Source organism: Crenobacter cavernae (assembly GCF_003355495.1).
Lineage (GTDB): Bacteria > Pseudomonadota > Gammaproteobacteria > Burkholderiales > Chromobacteriaceae > Crenobacter > Crenobacter cavernae.
The window spans coordinates 2,393,582-2,413,720 of record NZ_CP031337.1 but is presented as its reverse complement, the minus strand read 5'-3'; the positions used below and the strand labels follow the sequence as shown (position 1 = coordinate 2,413,720).

Here is a 20,139-nt window from a genome sequence, read left to right as displayed (position 1 = left end):
ATGCACGGCGCGATCGTTACCGGCGCGTCGCGCGGCCTCGGCGCCGCGCTCGCCGCGGCGCTGCTTGCCGAAGGGGCCGCCGTGGTCGGCCTCGCCCGGCATGCGACGCCCGATACGCAAACGTTGGCCGAGCGCTACCCGGACCGCTGGACCTTTATCGAGGCCGACCTCGGCGATACGGCAAGGTTGGCCGAGCACTGCCGCGCCGCACTCGCCTTGCTCGACAAGCACCATCCTGCCGCGCTGACGCTGATCAACAACGCCGGCGTCGTCACGCCGGTCGCGCAGGCCGGCCATTACCCGACAGGCGAGATGATCGCCGCGTACGCGGTCAACCTGCTGGCGCCGGTCGCGCTGACCGACGCCTTCCTGGCCCTGACCTCGGCCAACGTCGAGCGCAGGGTGCTTAATATCTCGTCGGGCGCGGCGGCCAAGCCCTACCCCGGCTGGGGCGTTTACGGCAGCTCCAAGGCCGCGCTCGACCACTTCACCCGCACCGTCGCGGTCGAACAGGCTGCACAGCCAAACGGCGCTCGCCTGGTGTCGCTCTACCCCGGCGTGATCGACACCGCGATGCAAACTGCGATCCGCGCCACAGACCCGGCCGACTTCCCGAACCGCGCGCGTTTTACCGCGCTGAAGGCCGACGGCGCGCTCTCACAGCCCGCCGACGCGGCCCGCGCCATCGCCGCTTTCCTCGCCGCTCCCGACTTCGGCCTCGAGCCGGTCGTCGACATCCGCGCACGCCACCCCTCCTCATGACAAGGGTTTACCCTTGCAATTCCCGCCGTCTCGTCCGTCATTTTGCTTCACATGCAGCAAAATGACGGATTTTTCGGAAGACAGATTTAAAATCCTCTACTAATTTTCAATAGATAGCCGCAAGCATCGCCCATGCCGGCCCGCCTGGACAGGGCGATTGAGGGCTTCGACCTGTCGCTCTTAGGCGACGAACTGAAGCCCGACCGCGTCGTCACCGCCGACGACCTCGCGCGCGACGGGCTTAAGTTCCCGGCGTTCTACGGCGACGACATGCTGCTGCCGACCGGCAAGACGCCGGCCTACCTCGGTCACGCGGTCGCGATCCTGATCTACCACGACTTCGCGCGCTTCCGCTTCGCGAAGGACAAGCTGCAGTTCCACGACGAGATCATCCGTTACGGCAATGAGACCGGCCCGCTCGAGCGCGACCCGTGGGCGTCGTGGCGCTTCGTGCGCGTCGGCGGCAAGACGCCGTTCGACGACGACGCGTTCTCCAGCCTGAAGGACGCGCCGATCTTCCCGAGCATGATGCGCAAGCGCCAGCCGGTGTGGCCGGACGGCAAGGGCCACGGCCAGATCGGCGAACAGGGCATGTTCCACGCCGGCCAGATCCAGCAAGAACTCGACAAGCCGCCGGCCGACTGGCTGGTGTTCGAGCGCGACTACAGCACGCAATCGGTCGACACCGCTGCGCTCGAGCCGGACAACGCCAACTGCTGGTACGACGCCGCCAAGCAGGCGCTGCACATGGTCGTGCCGACGAGGTGATGCAGAAGGCCAAGGCGCACCCGCTGTGGGCGGGCCGCGCGAAGAACAAGGCCGAGTTCGAGGCCAAACACCTCGGCCAACGTTACGGCGTCGGCTTCGCCTGCGTGCAGAAGGACTTCGGCACCGGCTCGGAGTCGTCGTTCGCCAAGGTCGAGATCGCCGCGGACGGCACCCTCCGGCTGTTCCACACCGGCGCCGAGATCGGCACCGGCATGAGCACGTCGCAGGCGATCGCGTGCGCCAAGTGGCTCGGCCGACCCGCGGGCGAGGTGCTCACCTCGGTGATCGAATGGCCCGGCCTGCCGGTCGTCACCAGCGGCAACCCGTACATCATGAGCCAGACCGAACAGGACAAGCTCTCGGCCAACCTTCGCTGGTCGCCGGCCTACGCTTCGCCGGCGAGCGCGACCAACTCGGCGTACTACTACACGCACAGCACCCGCGAAGCGGCGCGCGTCGTGTTCATGCACGGCCTGTGGCCGGCGGCGATGGAGATCTGGAGCCAAGGCATCATGGGCGGCCAGGCGAGTCCCTTGGTGGTTCGCGTAGAGGACGCGCGCTGGGTCGACGGCAAGCTGTCGGCCGGCGGCCTCGAGGCGCTGCCGTTCGAGCGCATCGCAAAGAAGGCGCACGAGCTCGGCCTCGTCACCGGCGCCGTCGTGCACGTGTTCAACCGCTGGAAGTGGAGCGAGGCCGAGTTCGAGATCGGCGGCAAGCTCACGCGCCTGCCGATCGACGGCCTGTCGCTGCGCTACGGCGACGGCAAGGCGAAGATGTCGACCCAGGGCGGCTACCACGTGCTCGACCGCAAGAAGGTCTACGTGCCGCCGGTACAGCTCAACAACGCCGAGGTGACCTACTACAGCGCGGTCGGCACGCTGGTCGAACTGGCGGTGCACGAGGCGAGCGGCAAGGTCGAACTCTTGAACCACCACTCGATCATGGAGTGCGGCAGCCAGCTACCGCCGCAACTGGTGTCCGGCCAGCTGCAGGGCGGCGTCGCGATGGGCATCGGCCACGCGCTTCACGAATATCTGCCGCTGTACGAAGACGGCCCGGGCAACGGCACGTGGAACTTCAACCGCTACCACCTGCCGCGCGCCAAGGATGTCGCCGTGTGGAAGCAGACCGGCGAAGTGCTGCCGCCGATCACCGAGACCGACCCGCCCAAGGGCATCGCCGAGGTGGTGATGATTCCGGTCGTCGCCGCCATCGTGAACGGCGTCGCGAACGCCACCGGTCACCGCTTCGCCGACCTGCCGCTCACCCCCGAAAAAATCCAGGAGGCCTTGGCATCAGCATCAAGACCCAGCCGCTCTCTCTCACCGTCAACGGCCAGAAGGTCGGCCCGATCGCCGTCCCCGAAGGGCTGATGATGATCGACTTTCTGCACGAATACCTGAACCTGACCGGCTCGCGCCTGGGCTGCGGCCAGGGCGTCTGCCACGCGTGCGTACTGATCCACGACAGGGAAGACGGCACGAGCGAGGAGATCCGCACCTGCATCACCGGCGCGCACTTCTTCGGCGGCAAGACCATCCGCACCGTAGAGGGCTTGGCCCGCCGCAACGACAAGGGCGAGGTGGTCGAGCTGTCTGCCGTGCAGCAGGCCTTCCTTACCCACTACAGCTTCCAGTGCGGCTACTGCACGCCGGGCTTCGTCAATGCGGCGACCGTGCTCGTCGAAAAGCTCAAGCGCGAACCGGTGGAGAAAGACAAGGTCGAGGAGACCATCACCGAGGCGCTGAACGAGCACATCTGCCGCTGCACCGGCTACGTGCGCTACTTCGAGGCGGTGAAGGACGTGGTGCTGAGCACCCCCGGTCTCGTGAAAGGGGGAAAATGATGGTCCGCTTCAAGAACACCATGCTGAAACTCGCGCTCGCCGGTCTGATCGGCGCGGCGCTTGTAGGCTGCGGCGCGTCGTCGCAAGGCTCGGCCAACGCCGAGGTTCCGGCGTCGGCCGAGCAGGTCGCGCGCGGGCGTTACCTGGCGCGCGCCGGCGACTGCGCCGCCTGCCACACCGCGAAGGACGGCGCGCCGTTCGCCGGCGGCTACCCGCTGCACACGCCGTTCGGCACCATCCACGGCACCAACATCACGCCGGACAAGGAACACGGCATCGGCGGCTGGAGTTCGGACGACTTCTACCTCGCGATGACCGACGGCGTGACGCCGGACCACCGGCTCTATCCGGCGATGCCGTACACCTCGTACCGCGCGATGAAACGCGAGGACAGCGACGCGATCTACGCCTACCTGATGGCGCAAAAGCCGGTCGCGCAGCCCAATCTCGAAAACGGCCTGTCCTTCCCGTTCAACATCCGCGCCGGCCTGTGGTTCTGGCAGGCGCTGTTCGTCGAGGACAAGCAGCCCGACGTCTCTGCCGGCAGCTCGGCCAGCTGGCAGCGCGGCCGCTACGTGAGCAACGTGCTCGGCCACTGCGCCGAATGCCACACGCCGCGCAAATTCAGCGGGCAGATGGATTTCTCGCGCCAGCTGCAGGGCAACACGCTTGACCGCATCGGCGCGCCGGACATCACGCCCGAGGGCCTGGCCGCGCGCGGCTGGACGCTGAAGGACCTGAACGCCTTCTTCGCGACCGGCCTCGCGCCGCAAGGCTCGGCCTACGGCGAGATGTACCCGGTCGTGCACCTCTCCACGCAGCACCTGAGCAAGTCCGACCTCAGCGCGATGAGCACCTACCTGTTGGGCGACAAGCCGCCGGCACCGCAACCGGTCAGACCGGTCGCCGCCGACGCGGCCGAGCTGCAGGCCGGCCGCCAGGTGTGCACCGCGGTGTGCGCCGGCTGCCACGGCGGCCAGGGCGAAGGCAAACCGCACGTCGCCGTAGCGATGAAGGGCAACTCGACCGTGCGCCTGAAAGATGCGCGCAACCTGATCGTCGCGACGCTCGACGGCATCGAAGAATAGCGCTTCCCGGGCCTGGAAAACATGCAGGCGATGCCGGGCTTCGCCAAGCAGCTGTCCGACCAGGAATTGGCGCAACTGGCCAACTTCCTGCGCGCGAGCTGGGGCGGGATGCCTGCCGACGTGAGCCTCGAACAGGTGAAAGCGCTGCGCAAATGAGCCCGAAGCAAAGGGCCGCGCGATGAACGCGGTCGACGTCCAGGTGCTCGAGAGCGCGATCCGCTGGCTCGACAAAGTCCGGCGCGTCGCGCTGGTCACCGTCGCGCGCAACTGGGGCTCGGCGCCGCGCCCACTCGGCTCCTTGTTCGCCGTCAGCGACGCGGGCGACTTCACCGGATCGGTGTCGGGCGGCTGCATCGAAGACGACCTGATGGGCCGCTTCGCCTGCGCCTTCCCCGAGCGGGTCGAAGTCGCGCGCTACGGCCTCAGTGCCGAACAGATGCGCCGCTTCGGCCTGCCGTGCGGCGGCACGCTGGAACTCGTGATCGAACCGGTGCCCGACTCGGCGTCGCTGACGCCCTTGCTAGCCGCGATCAAGACCCGTACCCTCGTCAAGCGCACGCTCGAGCTCACCACCGGTCGGGCGCGCATCGAAACGGCGAAAGGCAACCACGCCTTCACCTTCACGGAGACGCAACTGATGCAAGTGTTCGGTCCGCAGTGGCGGCTACTGATCGTCGGCGCCGGCCAGGTGTCCGAGTACCTCGCGCGGATGGCGCCGGCGCTCGACTTCGCCGTGTATCTGAACGACCCGCGCGAAGAGCAGCGCCGCAACTGGCAGGTCGACGGCGTAGAGTGGCTAGACGGCATGCCCGACGACGCGGTGCTCGCGCTCGAGCCCGACCCGCGCACGGTGATCGTCACGCTGAGCCACGACCCCAAGGTCGACGACATGGCGCTGATGGAGGCGCTCAAGACCGACGCGTTCTACATCGGCGCGATCGGCTCGCAGGCGAGTACCCAGGCGCGGCGCGAACGGCTGTTGACGCTCGACGTGAGCGAAGAGCAGCTAGCCCGTCTGCACGCGCCGATCGGTCTGGCGATCCACAGCCGCGCGCCGGCCGAGATCGCGGTGTCCATCCTCGCCGAACTGATCCTGCTGCGTAACCGGGCGGTCAGCGTGACCGCCGGCTCGAGCTGCGTCGTGGGGGTCAGTTGATCGCGGGCATCCTGCTCGCGGCCGGCCGGTCGCGCCGTTTCGGCGCCGACAAGCGCCGGGCGGCGCTCGAAGAAGCGCCGCTCATCGTGCATGCCGCGTGCGCGCTGCAGACCGCGCTGCACGACACGCTGATCGTGCTGGGCGCCGACGACGTGACACTAGAGGCCGAGCTCTCGTCGCTCGGCTTTTCCGTAACCCGCGCGCCCGACGCCGCGCTCGGCATGGGCCACAGCCTCGCGCACGGCGTCGCGCAGCGCCCCGACGCTTCCGGCTGGTTGGTCGCGCTCGCCGACATGCCGGCGATTCGCCCGGACACCATCCAGACGCTGGCCGATGAACTGGCGACGCCCTCGTCCATCGTCGCGCCCTATTACCTCGGCCAACGTGGCCACCCGGTCGGCTTCGGCCGCGCCTACTTTGCCGAACTTGCCGCGCTGACCGGCGACGTCGGCGCACGGCCGGTGCTGCAGGCTCACGCCAACTGCGTGATCCGCGTCGACGTCGACGACGCCGGCGTGCTGGTCGACGTCGATACCCCCGGTGACCTGAAACGGCTCTCATCGGGCTGAACGCGACGACGGATCCCATAAACAAAAACCGCCCTTGAAGGCGGTTTTTTTTAATTAGACGAGGTTGGCCGAGCTTCAGGCCAGCGCCGCGCTAAGCTTGGGCACCGTGTCGAACAGGTCGGCGACGAGGCCGTAGTCGGCGACCTGGAAGATCGGCGCGTCGGGGTCGCGGTTGATCGCGACGATCACCTTGCTGTCCTTCATGCCGGCCAGGTGCTGTACCGCGCCGGACACGCCTATAGCGATATACAGTTCGGGCGCGACGACACTGCCGGTCTGGCCGACCTGCCAGTCGTTCGGCGCGATACCCTCGTCGATGGCGGCGCGCGTCGCGCCGAGCGCGGCGTCGAGCCTGCCGGCCAGCGGGCCGAGCAGCGCATCGAACTGGTCGGCACTCGCCAGAGACCGCCCACCCGACACCACCACGCGCGCGCTCGCGAGGTCCGGCCGCCCGGACACGGCGAGCGATTCGCCCTTCCACTCGGCCAGGCCGGCGTTCGGCGCCGGCGCGGCGAGCGACTCGACGTCTGCCGAGCCGCCGTCGCCCGCCGCGGCGAACGCCGTCGCGCGCACCGTCACGAGCTGCACCGGTTCGGGGTTCTCTACGGTAGCGAGCAGGTTGCCGGCGTAGATCGGCCGCACGTAGCGGCCGCAGGCCTCGATCTGCACCACGTCGGACAGCATCGCGACGTCGAGCAAGGCGGCGACGCGCGGCAGGATGTTCTTCGCGAACGGCGTGTGCGCGGCGACGAGAGCACGCGCGTCGCGCGCCAGCTCGGCCAAGGTCGGCGCGACGTCCTCGGGCAGCACGTGCGCGAGGTGCGGCGCTTCGATGCGCTTCACCTCTGACACGCCAGTGACACGAGCGGCTTCTTCGGCAACGGCGCGCAGGTCGGCGCCGAACAGCAGCAGCGTCACCGGCAGACCAAAGGCCTGCGCGGCGCTCACCGCCTGGCGCGTGGCGGTCCTGAGTTTCTGGCCGTCGTGTTCGGCGAGGATCAATACGGTCATCACAGCACCTTCGCTTCGTTACGCAGTTTTGCGATCAGTTCTTCGACGTTGGCGACCTTCACGCCGGTCTGGCGCGGCGCGGGTTCGGCGACCTTCACGCGTTTCAGCCGCGGCGCGACGTCGACGCCGAGCTCTTCGGGCGAACTCGATTCGATCGTCTTCTTCTTCGCCATCATCAGGCTCGGCAGCTTGACGAAGCGCGGCGCGTTGAGCCGCAGATCGGCGCTGACGACCGCCGGCAGCGCGAGCGACACCGTCTCGCTACCGCCGTCGATCTCGCGCGTGACCTCGACGCGCTTGTCGACCAGCTCGATCTCCGACGCGAACATGCCCTGCCCGCAGCCGAGCAAGGCGGCGAGCATCTGGCCGACCTGGCCGGCGTCGTCGTCGATCGCCTGCTTGCCGAGGATGACGAGGTCGGGCACCTCGCGCTCGGCGATAGCCTTCAGTACTTTCGCGACCGCCAAGGGCTGCAGCTCGGCCGACGTTTCGACCAAGAGCGCACGATCGGCGCCCATCGCCAGCGCGTGGCGCAGCACGTCCTGGCAGGCGGCTTCGCCTAAGCTTACCGCGAGCACTTCGCTCGCTCGGCCGGTTTCCTTCAGGCGGATCGCCTCCTCTAGCGCGACCTCGTCGAAGGGGTTGAGGCTCATCTTCACGTTGCCGACGTCGACGCCGGAGCCGTCGGCTTTGGCGCGCACCGTCACGTTGTGATCGACGACTCTTTTCACGGCGACCAGTATCTTCATCTTGAATCCTGTGTGTATTTACCAGTATTGCTCGACCGCGATCTGCCCCGGCGCCGCGCGTTTTGACAGCGCGAAACCGCGCGTCTTGAGCAGCGAGTGGGTATCGTCGACCATCTCCGGGTTGCCGCAGATCATCACTCGCGAGCGCTCCAGATCGAACTTGAGCCCGACGTGCGCCTCGAGTTCACCGTCTTCGATCAGCCGGGTCACGCGATGGCCAAGCGCGCCGGGCAGCGCCTCGCGCGTGACGACCGGCACGTAGATCAGGCGCTCGGCCAACTCGGGCACGCCGGCATCGGACGCGAGCGTCGGGATCAGCTTGCGGTAGGCGAGCTCGACCGACTCGCGCACGCAGTGCACCACGACCAGTTTCTCGAAACGCCGCCACGCGTCGGCCTCGTACAGCATCGAGATGAACGGCGCGAGCCCGGTGCCGGTCGACAGCATCCACAACTCGTTGCCGCCCTGGAAGCGGTCGAGCGTCAGGAAGCCGAGCGGCACCTTGTTCACCATCACCTTGTCGCCGCCGCCCAGCCGGGACAGCTCGGTGGTGAATTCGCCGTGCGGCACGACGATCGAGTAGAACTCGAGGTAGTCGTGGCGCGGCGCCGACACCATCGAATAGGGCCGCCACACCTCGCTGCCGTCCGCCTTCTCGACGCCGAGCCGGACGAACTGGCCGGGCACGAAACGGAAGCCTTCAGGGCGCGTGGTGCGGAAGGAAAACAGCTTAGGCGTCCACGCGTGCCAGTCGCTGATCGTCTCTGTGGTGTATCTTGCGCTGTCTACCATCGCTTTATTCCCATTAGTTGGGTTTACACAGATTTTAATATCGCAGCGAATATCCGATAATCAGATTGTTTCGATATTGCTTATCTAGTTACTAGATATGAAAGCCTGACATGAAATTCACCTTGCGCCAGCTGGAAGTGTTCGTCGCCGTCGCCCGCATCGAGAGCGCGAGCCGCGCCGCCGAGGTGCTGTCGCTATCGCAGTCGGCGACGAGTACGGCGCTCTTGGAACTCGAACGTCAGTTCGACACCCGGCTGTTCGACCGCATCGGCAAACGGCTCAAGCTCAACGCGCAGGGCGAGATGCTGCTGCCCAAGGCCGGCGAGCTCTTGGACCGCGCGCGCGAACTCGAGGCGCTACTCGACGGCCACCACGGTTTCGGCCCGCTGAACGTCGGCGCATCGCTGACCATCGGCAACTACCTCGCCACCCTGATTATCGGCCGCTTTCTGCAGATCCACCCGGAGTGCCGGGTGCGGCTCGAGGTGCACAACACCGCGACGATCGTGCGCCAGGTCGCGCACTTCGAGCTCGACCTCGGGCTGATCGAGGGCGACTGCCAGCACCCCGACCTCGTCGCCGAGCCGTGGGTCACCGACGAGCTGGTGGTGTTCGCCGCGCCGAACCATCCGCTCGCGAACCGCGGGCCGCTCGAGCCTTCCGACGTCGCGAGCGAAGCGTGGATCTTGCGCGAACCGGGCTCGGGCACGCGCGAGACCTTCGACCACGCGATGCGCCATTGGCTGACCGGCCTCGACATCAGGCTCGAACTCGAACACACCGAGGCAATCAAGCGCGCGGTCGAGTCGGGCCTCGGCATCGGCTGTATCTCGCGGCTGGCGCTCAAGGAGGCGTTCCGCCGCGGCAGCCTGGTGCCGCTCGAGATGCCCGGCGTCGACCTGACGCGCCAGTTCCACTTCCTGACGCACAAGCAGAAATACCCGAGCGCCGGCGTGCGCGCGCTGCTCGAACTGTGCCGCGACATCACCGGCGACGCGACGCGCAGCGACGAGATCAACCTGCCCTTCATCGCGTGATTTTTTGCGGCGGCCTGCATCCGTTCGTCGGCCTCCCGCGTAGTAGTGAGTGCAGCCTCGCTGCTTTCCACTCACCCCCACCGGGAGATCGCCATGAAAACGCTGACCCGTCTTGTCATCGCCGCCAGCCTCGTCGCCGGCGGCGCCGCCTTCGCCGAATCCACCGTGATGGTCGGCGGCCAGCAGATGTTTCCGAGCAAGGACATCGTCGACAACGCCGTGAACTCGGCCGACCACACGACGCTCGTCACCGCGCTGAAAGCCGCCGGCCTCGTCGACACGCTCAAGGGCAAGGGTCCGTTCACCGTGTTCGCGCCGACCAACGCCGCGTTCGCCGCGCTGCCGGCCGGCACCGTCGACACGCTGCTGAAACCCGAAAACAAGAAGACGCTGAGCACCGTGCTGACCTACCACGTCGTGCCGGGACGCTACGGCATGATGGCGCTGTCGCGCGCGATCAAGGCCGGCGGCGGCAAGGCCGAGCTCAAGACCGCCAGCGGCGGCCGGCTGTGGTTCATGATGAACGGCCCGCACAACATCGTCGTCAGGGACGAGAAAGGCGGCGTCGCCAGCATCAGCACCTACGACGTCAAGCAGAAGAACGGCGTGATCAACGTCATCGACAAGGTGCTGCTGCCTGGCTGACGGCGCTTGCAGAAAGGGGAGGCGGACGCGCACCGTCCGCCTTATTTGTTTTTCGCGCAAAAGCTGTCCATCATCGGAATGACAGCCTCCTAAAAAGCCATCCCGATGACGGCAAACGATTCCGAACTGGCGGCCTGCATGGCGCACGTGGCGCTGGGGGACCGGCAGGCGTTCAAGCGCCTGTTCGATACGACCTCGCCGCGCTTGTTCGCGCTGGCCTTGAAGCAGACGCGCAACCGTGCGCTCGCCGAAGACATCGTGCAGGACACCTTCGTCGGCGTCTGGCAGCACGCGGCGAGCTACCGCGCCGACCGCGCGCCGGTGATGGCGTGGCTGTCGCGCATGGTGCGCAACCGGGTGATCGACCGCTGGCGCACCGAGATGCCCCAGGACGCCGATAGCGGGGGAAGGTTGGCCGAGCTCGCCGCGAGCGACGCGCTCGAGCCGCTGCCGACGCTGTCGTCGAAGGAAGAAGCCGCAAGGCTCAACGGCTGTCTCGAACACCTGACGGCCGGGCAGCGCCAGAGCGTGGTGCTCGCCTATTTCCACGGCCAGAGTCACCAGGAAATCGCCCGGACGCTCGCCGCGCCGATCGGCACGGTGAAAAGCTGGCTGCGTCGGGCGCTCGACCATCTGAAAGACTGCGTGGGGGCGCTATGAACTACCTGACACCCCAACGCCGCCGTCCGCTCGCGGCCCGCTACGTCGCCGGCACCCTCCGCGGCGCGGCGCGGCGCCGCTTCGAGCGCCTCTTGACCGCCCATCCAAGCCTCGCCGCCGAGGTCGCCGCGATCGACGCTGCGCTCGCCCCGCTGGACGCCGCGATCGCGCCGATCGCACCGCCTGCGTCGCTGTGGCGCGGCATCGAGCACCGGCTCGGCTGGCAGAACAGCGCGTCCGGCTTCCTGTCGCGCTGGAGCTTCGCGCTCGGCGGCTTCGCGAGCGCACTGCTCCTCGTCTTCCTCGCAACGCCGATGCTGGCACCGCGCACCGTGCCGACGCCGCTCGCCGTGCTGCAGAACGCCGGCGGCACGCCGATGCTGGTCGTCAGCCGCAACGCCGACACGGGCGAGCTCTACGCCGGCGCGCTGACCCGCGACACGCCGCCGGGCGACCGGGTACTCGAACTGTGGGCGCTGCCCAAACAGGGCGCGCCGCGCTCGCTCGGCGTGATCGGCGACGCGGCCCGGCCGCTGGCCGGCGATGCGGCCCAACTCGCCGACGCCCGTGGCCTCGCGGTCAGCGTCGAGCCGCCCGGCGGCGCGCCGCACGGCCAGCCGACCGGGCCTATCGTATATACTGGCGTCCTCGATCACATTTGAAGCCCGGGCGCCGTTCCCGGGCCGCCCGACACCATGCTTTCATCGATTGAAGCCCTCGCCTTCGACCTGGACGGTACCCTGGTCGACTCGCTGCCCGACCTCGCCGCCGCGGCCAACGCGATGCGCGAACACTTCGGCCTCGCCCAGCTGTCCGCCGAGCGCGTCGCCAGCCACGTCGGCGACGGCCTCGCGAAGCTCGTGCACCGCACCCTCACCGACGAAAAAGACGGCGTCGCCGAAGTCTCGCAGTGGGAGGCCGGCCTCGCCTTCTTCGCCCGCTACTACCGGGAACACCTCGCGGACCTGACCCGCCCCTACGAGGGCGTCGCAGAGGCGCTGCAGCTCTTGCGCGCAAAACGCCTGCCGCTGGCGGTCGTCACCAACAAACCGGCCGCGTTCGCCGTGCCCTTGCTCGAACAACTGGGGTTGGCCGAGCACTTCAGCCTGATCCTCGGCGGCGACTCGCTGCCCGAGAAAAAGCCGTCGGCGCTGCCGCTCGTGCACACCGCCGAGGTGTTCGGCGTCGCGCCGGAAAAACTCGCGATGGTCGGCGACTCGATCAACGACGTGCTGTCTGCACGCGCCGCCGGCTGCCCGGTGGTCGCGGTGTCGTACGGTTACGGCAGCCTCGCCGACGGCGACGCCGACGCGACGGTGGGCAACCTTGTCGAACTGTACGATTTGTTGAAAAATACCTGAGCTGCGACCCAACCCGAGAAAACAACGACGTCATCATGAAATTTCTTCCCAACCCGGCCAGCTGGCGATGGCAACGCTGAGCCTCGCCACCACAAGACCTCACGCAACCACTGGCTTTATTGGGAGAATCCATGACTCCGCAGACGTTTGAACAACTCGCGGCCGCCGGCTACAACCGCATCCCAGTCACGCTCGAACTGTTCGCCGACCTCGACACGCCGCTGTCGGTCTACCTGAAACTGGCCAACCAGCCGTATTCCTACCTCTTGGAATCGGTGGTCGGCGGCGAACGCTTCGGCCGCTACTCGTTCATCGGCCTGCCGGCGACGACGCGCGTACGCGTCGACGGCCGTAAAGTGCAAGTGGAATACGGCGACAAGGTGATCGAACGGCACGAGGGCGACCCGCTCGCCTTCATCGAGGCGTTCCAGGCGCGCTTCAAGACCCCGCCGGTCGACAGCCTGCCGCGCTTCACCGGCGGCCTCGTCGGCTATTTCGGCTACGACACCGTGCGCCACATCGAGCCCAAGCTCGCCGGCGTCGAGAAGCCCGACCCGGTCGGCACACCGGACATGCTCCTGATGCTGTCCGAGGAACTGGCCGTCGTCGACAATCTGTCGGGCAAGCTCTATCTGGTCGTCTACGCCGACCCGGCGGTGCCCAACGCCTTGGGCAAGGCCGAGGCGCGCCTCAAACAATTGCGCAAGCAGCTGCGCGAACCGGTGCCGCTGCCGCTGTCGCTGCCGGGCACCCAAACCCAAGCGAGCTCCGAATACGGTGAAGAGCCGTTCAAGCGGGCGGTCGAGTCGGCCAAGCAATACATTGTCGATGGCGACATCATGCAGGTCGTGCTCGCGCAGCGCATGAGCATGCGCTTCACCGAGTCGCCCTTGGCGCTCTACCGCGCGCTCAGGAGCCTGAACCCGTCGCCGTACATGTTCTTCTACCACTTCGACGACTTCCACGTCGTCGGCGCCTCGCCCGAGATCCTGGTGCGCCGCGAGAACGAAACCGTGACGGTGCGCCCGATCGCCGGCACGCGCGTGCGCGGCAAGACGCGCGACGAGGACGCAAGGTTGGCCGAGGAGCTGCTGGCCGACCCTAAGGAAATCGCCGAACACGTGATGCTGATGGACTTAGGCCGCAACGACATCGGCCGCGTCGCCGACACCGGCAGCGTGAAGGTCACCGACAATATGGTGATCGAGCGCTACTCGCACGTGATGCACATCGTGTCGAGCGTCGAGGGCCGCGTCGGCCCCGATGTATCGAACATCTCGATCCTGAAGGCGACCTTTCCGGCAGGCACGCTGTCGGGCGCGCCCAAGGTGCGCGCGATGGAGATCATCGACGAGTTCGAACCGACCAAGCGCGGCGTGTACGGCGGCGCGGTCGGCTATCTGGGCTTTAGCGGCGACATGGACCTCGCGATCGCGATCCGCACCGCGGTGATCAAGAACGACACGCTGTACGTGCAGTCGGGCGCCGGCATCGTCGCCGACTCGGTGCCCGAGTCGGAATGGCTCGAGACGCAGAACAAGGCGCGCGCGGTGATCCGCGCCGCCGAACTGGTGCAGGCAGGGCTCGACGCCTGATCGCCCCTCTTCTCCTCGCCCCTCGCACATCGTTGTCCTTGTGGGGGACGAGGCATCGCAGGATAATATTTTTGGCAGCCGCAGCATCCACTCCGCGCGCCTAGACGCACCGGAGAGTTCGCCCTGCCCACGCCAAACGCATTCAAGGATCTGTTGAATCATGCTTCTGATGATCGACAACTACGACAGCTTCACCTACAACCTGGTGCAGTACTTCGCCGAGCTTGGCCAGGAGGTGAAGGTGTTCCGCAATGACGAGATCACCCTCGACGAAATCGCCGCGCTGAAGCCCAACTATCTGGTGGTGTCGCCCGGTCCGTGCACGCCGCACGAGGCCGGCGTGTCGGTCGCTGCGATCGAACGCTTCGCCGGCGAAATCCCCTTGCTCGGCGTCTGCCTCGGCCACCAGAGCATCGGCCAGGCCTTCGGCGGCAAGGTGGTCCACGCGCAGCAACTGATGCACGGCAAGACCTCGCCGGTGCGCCACAACGACGTCGGCGTGTTTCGCGGCCTGCCCAACCCGGTGACGTGCACCCGCTACCACAGCTTGGTTGTCGAGCGCGCGAGCCTGCCCGACTGCCTCGAAGTGACCGCGTGGACCGACGACGGCGAGATCATGGGCTTGCGCCACAAGACGCTGCCGGTCGAAGGCGTGCAGTTCCACCCCGAGTCGATCCTGACCGAGCACGGCCACGCGATGCTGTCGAACTTTCTGAAGGAATTCGCTTGATGCGTCGCACGCCGGCGCGGCTTGTGACGCTGGCCATGGCCGCGACGGCAACGTTACTCGGCGCCTGCTACGCCCGTGCGGCGACCTGAAACGCCGCGCCGCTGACCGAATTCAAGAAAACCCCCACAAGGATTGCAATGATCACGCCCCAGGCCGCCCTCAACCGTCTGATCGACCAGAACGAACTCTTCTACGACGAAATGCTCGACCTGATGCGCCAGATCATGAAGGGCGAGGTGTCCCCGGTGCTGATCGCCGCGATCCTGGTCGGCCTCAGGGTCAAGACCGAGTCGGTGTCGGAGATCGCCGCCGCGGCGACGATCATGCGCGAGTTCGCGACGCCGGTGCCGGTCGCCGACCGCACCCATCTGCTGGACATCGTCGGCACCGGCGGCGACAAGGCGCATACCTTCAATATCTCGACGACGACGATGTTCGTCGCCGCGGCGGCCGGCGCGCGCGTCGCCAAACACGGCGGCCGCGCGGTGTCGTCGAGCTCGGGCAGCGCCGACGTGCTCGAATCGCTCGGCATCCGGCTCGATCTGACGCCGGAACAGGTCGGGCTAGCAATCGACACGGTCGGCGCAGGTTTCATGTTCGCGCCGAACTACCACAGCGCGATGCGCCATGTCGCGCCGATCCGCAAGGAACTCGGCGTGCGCACCATCTTCAACATCCTGGGGCCGCTGACCAACCCGGCGCAGGCCGAATGCCAGCTGATGGGCGTGTTCCACCCCGACCTCGTCGGCATCCAGGCGCGCGTGCTGAAGCAACTCGGCAGCCGTCACGTGCTCGTCGTGCATGGCCGCGACGGCCTCGACGAGATCACGACCGCCGACAAGACGCTGGTCGCCGAACTCAAGGACGGTCAGGTGACCGAATATGAGCTGGACCCGACGCGCTACGGCTTCCCACTGATCGAAGACCTGAAGCCGGTCCGCGTCGACACGGCCGAGCAATCGCGCGCGATGGTGCTGTCGGTGCTCGCAGGCGATGAAGGCCCGCACCGCGACATCGTGCTGCTCAACGCCGGCGCCGCGCTGTACGCCGCCGACGTCGCCGCCGACATCGGCGAAGGCATCGAGCGCGCGCGCGCCGCGATCGACAGCGGCGCCGCCCGCGCCAAGCTCGACGAGCTGGTCGCCTACGGCCGCTCGCTGTAAGTCCCGAATACGCTCGGCTAACCTGCAAGGTTGGCCGACTGCCCTCCCTCTTCTTAGGCTAGATACCAGGACCCATCCGAATATGGCGACCCTATCCAAAGACATCTTCAAGGCCTACGACATCCGCGGCGTCGTCGGCAAGACGCTGACGACCGATGCCGCCCGCCTGATCGGCCGCGCGATCGGCAGCGAGGCGCGCTCGAAAGCCGTCAAGGCGATCGTGATCGGCCGCGACGGCCGTCTGTCCGGCCCCGACCTCGCCGAGGCGCTGGCCGACGGCATCCGCGCCACCGGCGTCGACGTGATCGACGTCGGCCGCGTCGCGACGCCGATGCTGTACTTCGCCGCCCACGAACTGGGCACCTTGTCCGGCGTGATGGTCACCGGCAGCCATAACCCACCCGACTACAACGGCTTCAAGATGATGCTCGCCGGCGACACGCTGGCCGGCGACGCGATCCAGTCGCTCTACGAGCGCATCAACGACCAGGACTTCGTCGACGGCGAAGGCGAGTACCGCACGCACGACATCGCAGAGGCGTACCTCTCGCGCATCGTCGGCGACATCAAGCTGACGCGTGCGATGAACATCGTCGTCGACTGCGGCAACGGCGTGCCGGGCGCGTTCGCGCCGGTGCTGTACCGCCGCCTCGGCTGCCGCGTGCGCGAGCTGTTCTGCGAGGTCGACGGCACCTTCCCGAACCACCATCCGGACCCGGCCAAGCCCGAGAACCTGAAGGACGTGATCGACGCGCTCGCGAAGACCGACGCCGAACTCGGCCTCGCCTTCGACGGCGACGGCGACCGCCTCGGCGTGGTCACCAAGGACGGCACCATCATCTGGCCCGACCGCCAGCTGATGCTCTACGCCGCCGACGTGCTCGAGCGCAACCCGGGCGCCAAGGTGATCTACGACGTGAAATCGACTCGCTTGCTGGCGCCGTGGATCCGCGACAACGGCGGCGAGCCGGTGATGGCGCGCACCGGTCACAGCTTCATCAAGGCGGCGATCAAGGAGACCGGCGCGCTGATCGCCGGCGAGATGAGCGGCCATGTGTTCTTCAAGGAACGCTGGTACGGCTTCGACGATGGTCTGTACGCCGGCGCACGCCTGCTGGAAATCCTGTCGCGCGTCGACGACCCGAGCGCACTCTTGAACGCGCTGCCGAACGCGATCTCGACGCCGGAGTTGAACCTGAAGATGGCGAAGGAAGGCGACAACCACGCGCTGATCGCCCGCCTGCAGAAAAGCGCCACCTTCGACGGCGCCGACGAGGTCATCACCCTCGACGGCCTGCGCGTCGAATACCCGGACGGCTTCGGCCTGGCGCGCGCGTCGAACACCACGCCGGTGATCGTGCTGCGCTTCGAGGCCGACGATGAGCAGGCGCTCGAACGCATCAAGGCCGACTTCCGCCGCGTTCTCGCGGCCGAGACCCGCGCCAAGCTGCCGTTTTAAACCCGCCCCCGGATAAACATCAAGGTTGGCCGAGACGCTGCAAGCAAGACTCGGCCAACCTTTGTCATTCAAGGAAACCCCATGTACAGCCAAGCCGCCGACACCCTCGTCACCGTGCGCGACCTGCTGCGTTTTGCCGTATCGCGCTTCAACGAAGCCGGCATCTTCTACGGCCACGGCACGACCAACGCCTACGACGAAGCCGCCTTCCTCGTCCTCAAGACGCTGAACCTGCCGGTCGACCGGCTCGAACCCTTCCTCGACGCGAAGCTGCTGCCGCGGGAAGTCAAAGACGTCCTCGAACTCGTAGAGCGCCGCGCGGTCGAGAAGGTGCCGGTCGCCTACCTGACGCACGAGGCGTGGCAGGGCGACTTCAGCTTCTACGTCGACGAACGCGTGCTGGTGCCGCGCTCCTTCATCTACGAGCTCCTGGGCGCGCCGCTGACGCCGTGGATCGAGCATCCGGAACTCGTTCACCGCGCGCTCGACCTGTGCACCGGTTCGGCGTGCCTGGCGATCCAGCTCGCGCACCACTATCCGGACGCCGACGTCGACGCGGTCGACCTGTCGCTCGACGCGCTCGAAGTCGCCAGCGTCAACGTGCGGGACTACGGCCTCGAAGAGCGCGTGCAGCTGATCCACACCGACCTGTTCGAGGGCATCGAGGAGACCTACGACCTGATCGTGTCCAACCCGCCCTACGTCGACGAAGACTCGATGGACGAACTGCCCGACGAATACCGCCACGAGCCCGAGATGGCGCTCGGCTCGGGCGAGGACGGCCTAGACCACACGCGCGCCATCCTCGAGACGGCCGCCGACCGCCTCAATCCGAAGGGCGTGCTGCTGGTCGAGATCGGCCACAACCGCGACGTGCTCGAAGCCGCCTACCCGCAGCTGCCCTTCGTCTGGCTCGAGACCAGCGGCGGCGACGGCTTCGTTTTTCTGCTGACGCGCGAAGATCTGGTCGAAGCGGGGCTCGGCCAACCCTCTGAAGAGGAGACCGCCGCCGAGTAAGCGCTGCAAAAAAGCCCGGCCATCTGGCCGGGCTTGGTTTTTGGATAAAGACCGCTCAGCCGGGCAGGCCGAAATTGACGACGAGCAGCGTCGCCGTAAAGAACATCACCGCCGCGATCACGCCGTCGAGCACGCGCCAACTCTTTTCCGACTCGAACCACGGCGCCAGCCGTCCTGCCCCGAGGCCGATGCCGAGGAACCACAGGCAGGACGCGCTCGCCGCGCCGAGGATGAACGACAGCTTGCCGGCGGCGCCGTACACCGACGACACGCTGCCGATCAGCACCACGGTATCGAGCCAGACATAGGGGTTGAGCAGCGTCACCACCAGGATGCTGCGCACCGCGGTGCGCTTCTCGCGCTCGACTTCGCCGGCGCTGTCGAGCTTCTTCGGCGTGAACGCCGAGCGCAGCGACTTCACGCCGAGCCAGGCGATGAAGGCGGCGCCGAGCCACACCACCCAGCGCATCAGCAAGGGATGGCCCGAGATCCAGCCGCCCATGCCGAGCACGCCGGCGGAAATCAGCAGGATGTCGCAGGCGATACAGATCGCAACGATGGGCAGGATATGGCTGCGGCCTATGCCCTGGCGGATGACGAAGGCGTTCTGCGGGCCGATGCCGACGATCTGGCTGGCGGTGATGCCGAGGGCGGAAAGGTAGACGGCGAAGTCCATGATGGCGTCCGGAAGTGGTCTCGATGTCGACAAGGTAGCCGGAATGCTGAATTAAGTTAAATTCATTGTCATGATGAGATATCAGCATTACTGATAATATGAGATGCTCGATCCGAAACACTTGGAAGCGCTCGCCGCCGTCGTCGACAGCGGCGGTTTCGACAAGGCGGCCGACCGGCTGTTCATCACGCAATCGGCGGTGTCGCAGCGCATCCGCCAGCTAGAGGAGAGGCTCGGCCAACCCGTGCTGACGCGCACGCTGCCGGTCGGCACGACCGCGCTCGGCCGCCGGCTGCTGCAGCACTACCGGCAGATCCACCTGCTGGAGTCGGAACTGTTCGACACGCTCGAAAGCCAGACGCAGGGCGCCGGCTGGACGCGCATCGCGATCGGCGTGAACAACGACAGCCTCGCGACGTGGTTCCTCGAGGCGGTCGCGCCGGTCTGCCTCGCGCATCGCGTGCTGTTCGACGTCGTGCTCGACGACCAGGACTACACGCTCGAGCTGATGCGCCAGGGCCATGTGCTCGCCTGCGTCAGCACGCGCGAAAAACCGATCCAGGGCGGCGAGTGCCAACCGCTGGGCGTGATGCGCTATCACGGCATGGCATCGCCCGCCTATGTGCGAAGCCACTTCCCCGACGGCGTGCGCGCCGAATGCTTCGCCCAAGCGCCGGCCATCGTGTTCAGCAACAAGGACGACATGCAGACCGAGTACCTCGCGCGCGTCGCCGACTACCATGGCGACTACCCCCGCCTGACGCTGCCGTCGCCGCAGAGCATCCTCGAGGCGGTACGGCTGGGGCTGGGCTGGAGCATGGTGCCGGCGACGATGGCCGGAGCCGCTTTGGCGCGCGGCGAACTCGTCGACCTCGACCCGAATCATACGATCGACCTCGCGCTCTACTGGCACCACTGGCGCGGCGAATCGCGGCTGATGCGAGCACTCGCCACCGAGCTCGCGCGATCTGCCGGCGCGGCCCTGCTGCCGATGGCACACTAGGATTTACCCCGCCGGCGAGCTGGCATAAGATGACAACAAATTACAGAAGAAA

General features: G+C 67.1%; 23 protein-coding genes. 19 read left to right on the top strand and 4 right to left on the bottom strand.

The window, feature by feature from the left end; genetic code table 11:
• The 8 genes from DWG20_RS11765 to DWG20_RS11740 all read left to right on the top strand — a co-directional run bounded on the left by DWG20_RS11765 (position 1) and on the right by DWG20_RS11740 (position 6,189).
• Positions 1-762: an SDR family NAD(P)-dependent oxidoreductase gene (locus DWG20_RS11765; RefSeq protein ID WP_115433992.1), complete on the top strand. Its 762-nt coding sequence runs from the start codon at positions 1-3 to the stop codon at positions 760-762.
• Between the two features lie 132 nt (positions 763-894).
• A complete protein-coding gene (locus DWG20_RS16270) occupies positions 895-1,530 on the top strand; it encodes a hypothetical protein (protein WP_220271955.1) in 636 nt (211 codons plus the stop codon).
• Positions 1,530-2,903, top strand: coding sequence for a molybdopterin cofactor-binding domain-containing protein (locus DWG20_RS11760; RefSeq protein WP_220271954.1), 1,374 nt, complete (start codon positions 1,530-1,532; stop codon positions 2,901-2,903). Before DWG20_RS16270 ends, DWG20_RS11760 begins: the two co-directional genes overlap by 1 nt.
• Complete coding sequence (locus DWG20_RS11755) at positions 2,903-3,376, top strand: (2Fe-2S)-binding protein (RefSeq protein ID WP_220271953.1); 474 nt, start codon at positions 2,903-2,905, stop codon at positions 3,374-3,376. Before DWG20_RS11760 ends, DWG20_RS11755 begins: the two co-directional genes overlap by 1 nt.
• Positions 3,373-4,464: a c-type cytochrome gene (locus DWG20_RS11750; RefSeq protein WP_220271952.1), complete on the top strand. Its 1,092-nt coding sequence runs from the start codon at positions 3,373-3,375 to the stop codon at positions 4,462-4,464. Before DWG20_RS11755 ends, DWG20_RS11750 begins: the two co-directional genes overlap by 4 nt.
• Positions 4,465-4,485: 21 nt before the next feature.
• Positions 4,486-4,620, top strand: a complete 135-nt coding sequence (locus DWG20_RS16265) for a c-type cytochrome (protein WP_220271951.1) — start codon at positions 4,486-4,488, stop codon at positions 4,618-4,620.
• Positions 4,621-4,642: 22 nt separating this feature from the next.
• Positions 4,643-5,620, top strand: coding sequence for an XdhC family protein (locus DWG20_RS11745; RefSeq protein ID WP_115433991.1), 978 nt, complete (start codon positions 4,643-4,645; stop codon positions 5,618-5,620).
• Positions 5,617-6,189 carry a nucleotidyltransferase family protein gene (locus tag DWG20_RS11740; protein ID WP_220271950.1) on the top strand — a complete coding sequence of 191 codons (573 nt, stop codon included), beginning with the start codon at positions 5,617-5,619 and terminating at the stop codon, positions 6,187-6,189. Before DWG20_RS11745 ends, DWG20_RS11740 begins: the two co-directional genes overlap by 4 nt.
• Positions 6,190-6,264: 75 nt before the next feature.
• Here DWG20_RS11740 and DWG20_RS11735 read toward each other — a convergent pair whose 3' ends face one another.
• The 3 genes from DWG20_RS11735 to DWG20_RS11725 are packed head-to-tail and all read right to left on the bottom strand — an operon-like array spanning position 6,265 to position 8,741.
• Positions 6,265-7,200, bottom strand: a complete 936-nt coding sequence (locus DWG20_RS11735) for an electron transfer flavoprotein subunit alpha/FixB family protein (protein WP_115433989.1) — start codon at positions 7,198-7,200, stop codon at positions 6,265-6,267.
• Positions 7,200-7,949 carry an electron transfer flavoprotein subunit beta/FixA family protein gene (locus tag DWG20_RS11730; protein WP_115433988.1) on the bottom strand — a complete coding sequence of 250 codons (750 nt, stop codon included), beginning with the start codon at positions 7,947-7,949 and terminating at the stop codon, positions 7,200-7,202. The genes DWG20_RS11735 and DWG20_RS11730 overlap by 1 nt, the downstream gene beginning before the upstream one ends.
• Before the next feature lie 18 nt (positions 7,950-7,967).
• Positions 7,968-8,741 carry a ferredoxin--NADP reductase gene (locus DWG20_RS11725; RefSeq protein WP_115433987.1) on the bottom strand — a complete coding sequence of 258 codons (774 nt, stop codon included), beginning with the start codon at positions 8,739-8,741 and terminating at the stop codon, positions 7,968-7,970.
• A gap of 110 nt (positions 8,742-8,851) precedes the next feature.
• Between DWG20_RS11725 and DWG20_RS11720 the strand changes: the two genes are divergently transcribed.
• The 10 genes from DWG20_RS11720 to prmB all read left to right on the top strand — a co-directional run bounded on the left by DWG20_RS11720 (position 8,852) and on the right by prmB (position 18,408).
• Entirely contained in the window at positions 8,852-9,778 is a 927-nt protein-coding gene (locus DWG20_RS11720; RefSeq protein WP_115433986.1) for a LysR family transcriptional regulator, read from the top strand.
• A gap of 93 nt (positions 9,779-9,871) precedes the next feature.
• Positions 9,872-10,423, top strand: coding sequence for a fasciclin domain-containing protein (locus DWG20_RS11715; protein ID WP_115433985.1), 552 nt, complete (start codon positions 9,872-9,874; stop codon positions 10,421-10,423).
• 105 nt (positions 10,424-10,528) lie between these two features.
• A complete protein-coding gene (locus DWG20_RS11710; protein WP_115433984.1) occupies positions 10,529-11,083 on the top strand; it encodes an RNA polymerase sigma factor in 555 nt (184 codons plus the stop codon).
• On the top strand, positions 11,080-11,745 hold the full coding sequence (locus DWG20_RS11705) for an anti-sigma factor (protein ID WP_115433983.1): 666 nt from the start codon (positions 11,080-11,082) through the stop codon (positions 11,743-11,745). Before DWG20_RS11710 ends, DWG20_RS11705 begins: the two co-directional genes overlap by 4 nt.
• A 33-nt stretch (positions 11,746-11,778) precedes the next feature.
• A complete protein-coding gene (locus DWG20_RS11700; RefSeq protein ID WP_115433982.1) occupies positions 11,779-12,444 on the top strand; it encodes a phosphoglycolate phosphatase in 666 nt (221 codons plus the stop codon).
• 131 nt (positions 12,445-12,575) lie between these two features.
• Positions 12,576-14,039, top strand: coding sequence for an anthranilate synthase component I (gene trpE, locus DWG20_RS11695; protein ID WP_115433981.1), 1,464 nt, complete (start codon positions 12,576-12,578; stop codon positions 14,037-14,039).
• A 160-nt stretch (positions 14,040-14,199) separates the two neighbouring features.
• Positions 14,200-14,769 carry an aminodeoxychorismate/anthranilate synthase component II gene (locus DWG20_RS11690; RefSeq protein ID WP_115433980.1) on the top strand — a complete coding sequence of 190 codons (570 nt, stop codon included), beginning with the start codon at positions 14,200-14,202 and terminating at the stop codon, positions 14,767-14,769.
• Between the two features lie 137 nt (positions 14,770-14,906).
• Positions 14,907-15,932: an anthranilate phosphoribosyltransferase gene (trpD, locus tag DWG20_RS11685; RefSeq protein ID WP_115433979.1), complete on the top strand. Its 1,026-nt coding sequence runs from the start codon at positions 14,907-14,909 to the stop codon at positions 15,930-15,932.
• A gap of 82 nt (positions 15,933-16,014) precedes the next feature.
• A complete protein-coding gene (locus tag DWG20_RS11680) occupies positions 16,015-17,391 on the top strand; it encodes a phosphomannomutase/phosphoglucomutase (protein ID WP_115433978.1) in 1,377 nt (458 codons plus the stop codon).
• An 81-nt stretch (positions 17,392-17,472) separates the two neighbouring features.
• On the top strand, positions 17,473-18,408 hold the full coding sequence (gene prmB / locus DWG20_RS11675; RefSeq protein WP_115433977.1) for a 50S ribosomal protein L3 N(5)-glutamine methyltransferase: 936 nt from the start codon (positions 17,473-17,475) through the stop codon (positions 18,406-18,408).
• Positions 18,409-18,463: 55 nt separating this feature from the next.
• Here the strand turns inward: prmB and DWG20_RS11670 are convergent, their stop codons facing one another.
• The gene (locus DWG20_RS11670) at positions 18,464-19,084 is read right to left on the bottom strand and encodes a LysE/ArgO family amino acid transporter (RefSeq protein WP_245944715.1); all 621 of its coding nucleotides are present in this window, start codon (positions 19,082-19,084) and stop codon (positions 18,464-18,466) included.
• 103 nt (positions 19,085-19,187) lie between these two features.
• Here DWG20_RS11670 and DWG20_RS11665 point away from each other — a divergent pair, with 103 nt between their 5' ends.
• Positions 19,188-20,087, top strand: coding sequence for a LysR family transcriptional regulator ArgP (locus DWG20_RS11665; RefSeq protein WP_115433976.1), 900 nt, complete (start codon positions 19,188-19,190; stop codon positions 20,085-20,087).
• The last annotated feature ends 52 nt before the right edge of the window (positions 20,088-20,139 follow it).

Excerpts from the sequence above, each read along its gene's own strand:
- DWG20_RS11765 (WP_115433992.1), top strand. The coding sequence starts at position 1 with ATGCACGGCGCGATCGTTACCGGCGCGTCGCGCGGCCTCGGCGCCGCG.
- DWG20_RS16270 (WP_220271955.1), top strand. The coding sequence starts at position 895 with ATGCCGGCCCGCCTGGACAGGGCGATTGAGGGCTTCGACCTGTCGCTC.
- DWG20_RS11760 (WP_220271954.1), top strand. The coding sequence starts at position 1,530 with ATGCAGAAGGCCAAGGCGCACCCGCTGTGGGCGGGCCGCGCGAAGAAC.
- DWG20_RS11755 (WP_220271953.1), top strand. The coding sequence starts at position 2,903 with ATGATGATCGACTTTCTGCACGAATACCTGAACCTGACCGGCTCGCGC.
- DWG20_RS11750 (WP_220271952.1), top strand. The coding sequence starts at position 3,373 with ATGATGGTCCGCTTCAAGAACACCATGCTGAAACTCGCGCTCGCCGGT.
- DWG20_RS16265 (WP_220271951.1), top strand. The coding sequence starts at position 4,486 with ATGCAGGCGATGCCGGGCTTCGCCAAGCAGCTGTCCGACCAGGAATTG.
- DWG20_RS11745 (WP_115433991.1), top strand. The coding sequence starts at position 4,643 with ATGAACGCGGTCGACGTCCAGGTGCTCGAGAGCGCGATCCGCTGGCTC.
- DWG20_RS11735 (WP_115433989.1), bottom strand. The coding sequence starts at position 7,200 with ATGACCGTATTGATCCTCGCCGAACACGACGGCCAGAAACTCAGGACC.
- DWG20_RS11730 (WP_115433988.1), bottom strand. The coding sequence starts at position 7,949 with ATGAAGATACTGGTCGCCGTGAAAAGAGTCGTCGATCACAACGTGACG.
- DWG20_RS11725 (WP_115433987.1), bottom strand. The coding sequence starts at position 8,741 with ATGGTAGACAGCGCAAGATACACCACAGAGACGATCAGCGACTGGCAC.
- DWG20_RS11720 (WP_115433986.1), top strand. The coding sequence starts at position 8,852 with ATGAAATTCACCTTGCGCCAGCTGGAAGTGTTCGTCGCCGTCGCCCGC.
- DWG20_RS11715 (WP_115433985.1), top strand. The coding sequence starts at position 9,872 with ATGAAAACGCTGACCCGTCTTGTCATCGCCGCCAGCCTCGTCGCCGGC.
- DWG20_RS11710 (WP_115433984.1), top strand. The coding sequence starts at position 10,529 with ATGACGGCAAACGATTCCGAACTGGCGGCCTGCATGGCGCACGTGGCG.
- DWG20_RS11705 (WP_115433983.1), top strand. The coding sequence starts at position 11,080 with ATGAACTACCTGACACCCCAACGCCGCCGTCCGCTCGCGGCCCGCTAC.
- DWG20_RS11700 (WP_115433982.1), top strand. The coding sequence starts at position 11,779 with ATGCTTTCATCGATTGAAGCCCTCGCCTTCGACCTGGACGGTACCCTG.
- trpE (WP_115433981.1), top strand. The coding sequence starts at position 12,576 with ATGACTCCGCAGACGTTTGAACAACTCGCGGCCGCCGGCTACAACCGC.
- DWG20_RS11690 (WP_115433980.1), top strand. The coding sequence starts at position 14,200 with ATGCTTCTGATGATCGACAACTACGACAGCTTCACCTACAACCTGGTG.
- trpD (WP_115433979.1), top strand. The coding sequence starts at position 14,907 with ATGATCACGCCCCAGGCCGCCCTCAACCGTCTGATCGACCAGAACGAA.
- DWG20_RS11680 (WP_115433978.1), top strand. The coding sequence starts at position 16,015 with ATGGCGACCCTATCCAAAGACATCTTCAAGGCCTACGACATCCGCGGC.
- prmB (WP_115433977.1), top strand. The coding sequence starts at position 17,473 with ATGTACAGCCAAGCCGCCGACACCCTCGTCACCGTGCGCGACCTGCTG.
- DWG20_RS11670 (WP_245944715.1), bottom strand. The coding sequence starts at position 19,084 with ATGGACTTCGCCGTCTACCTTTCCGCCCTCGGCATCACCGCCAGCCAG.
- DWG20_RS11665 (WP_115433976.1), top strand. The coding sequence starts at position 19,188 with ATGCTCGATCCGAAACACTTGGAAGCGCTCGCCGCCGTCGTCGACAGC.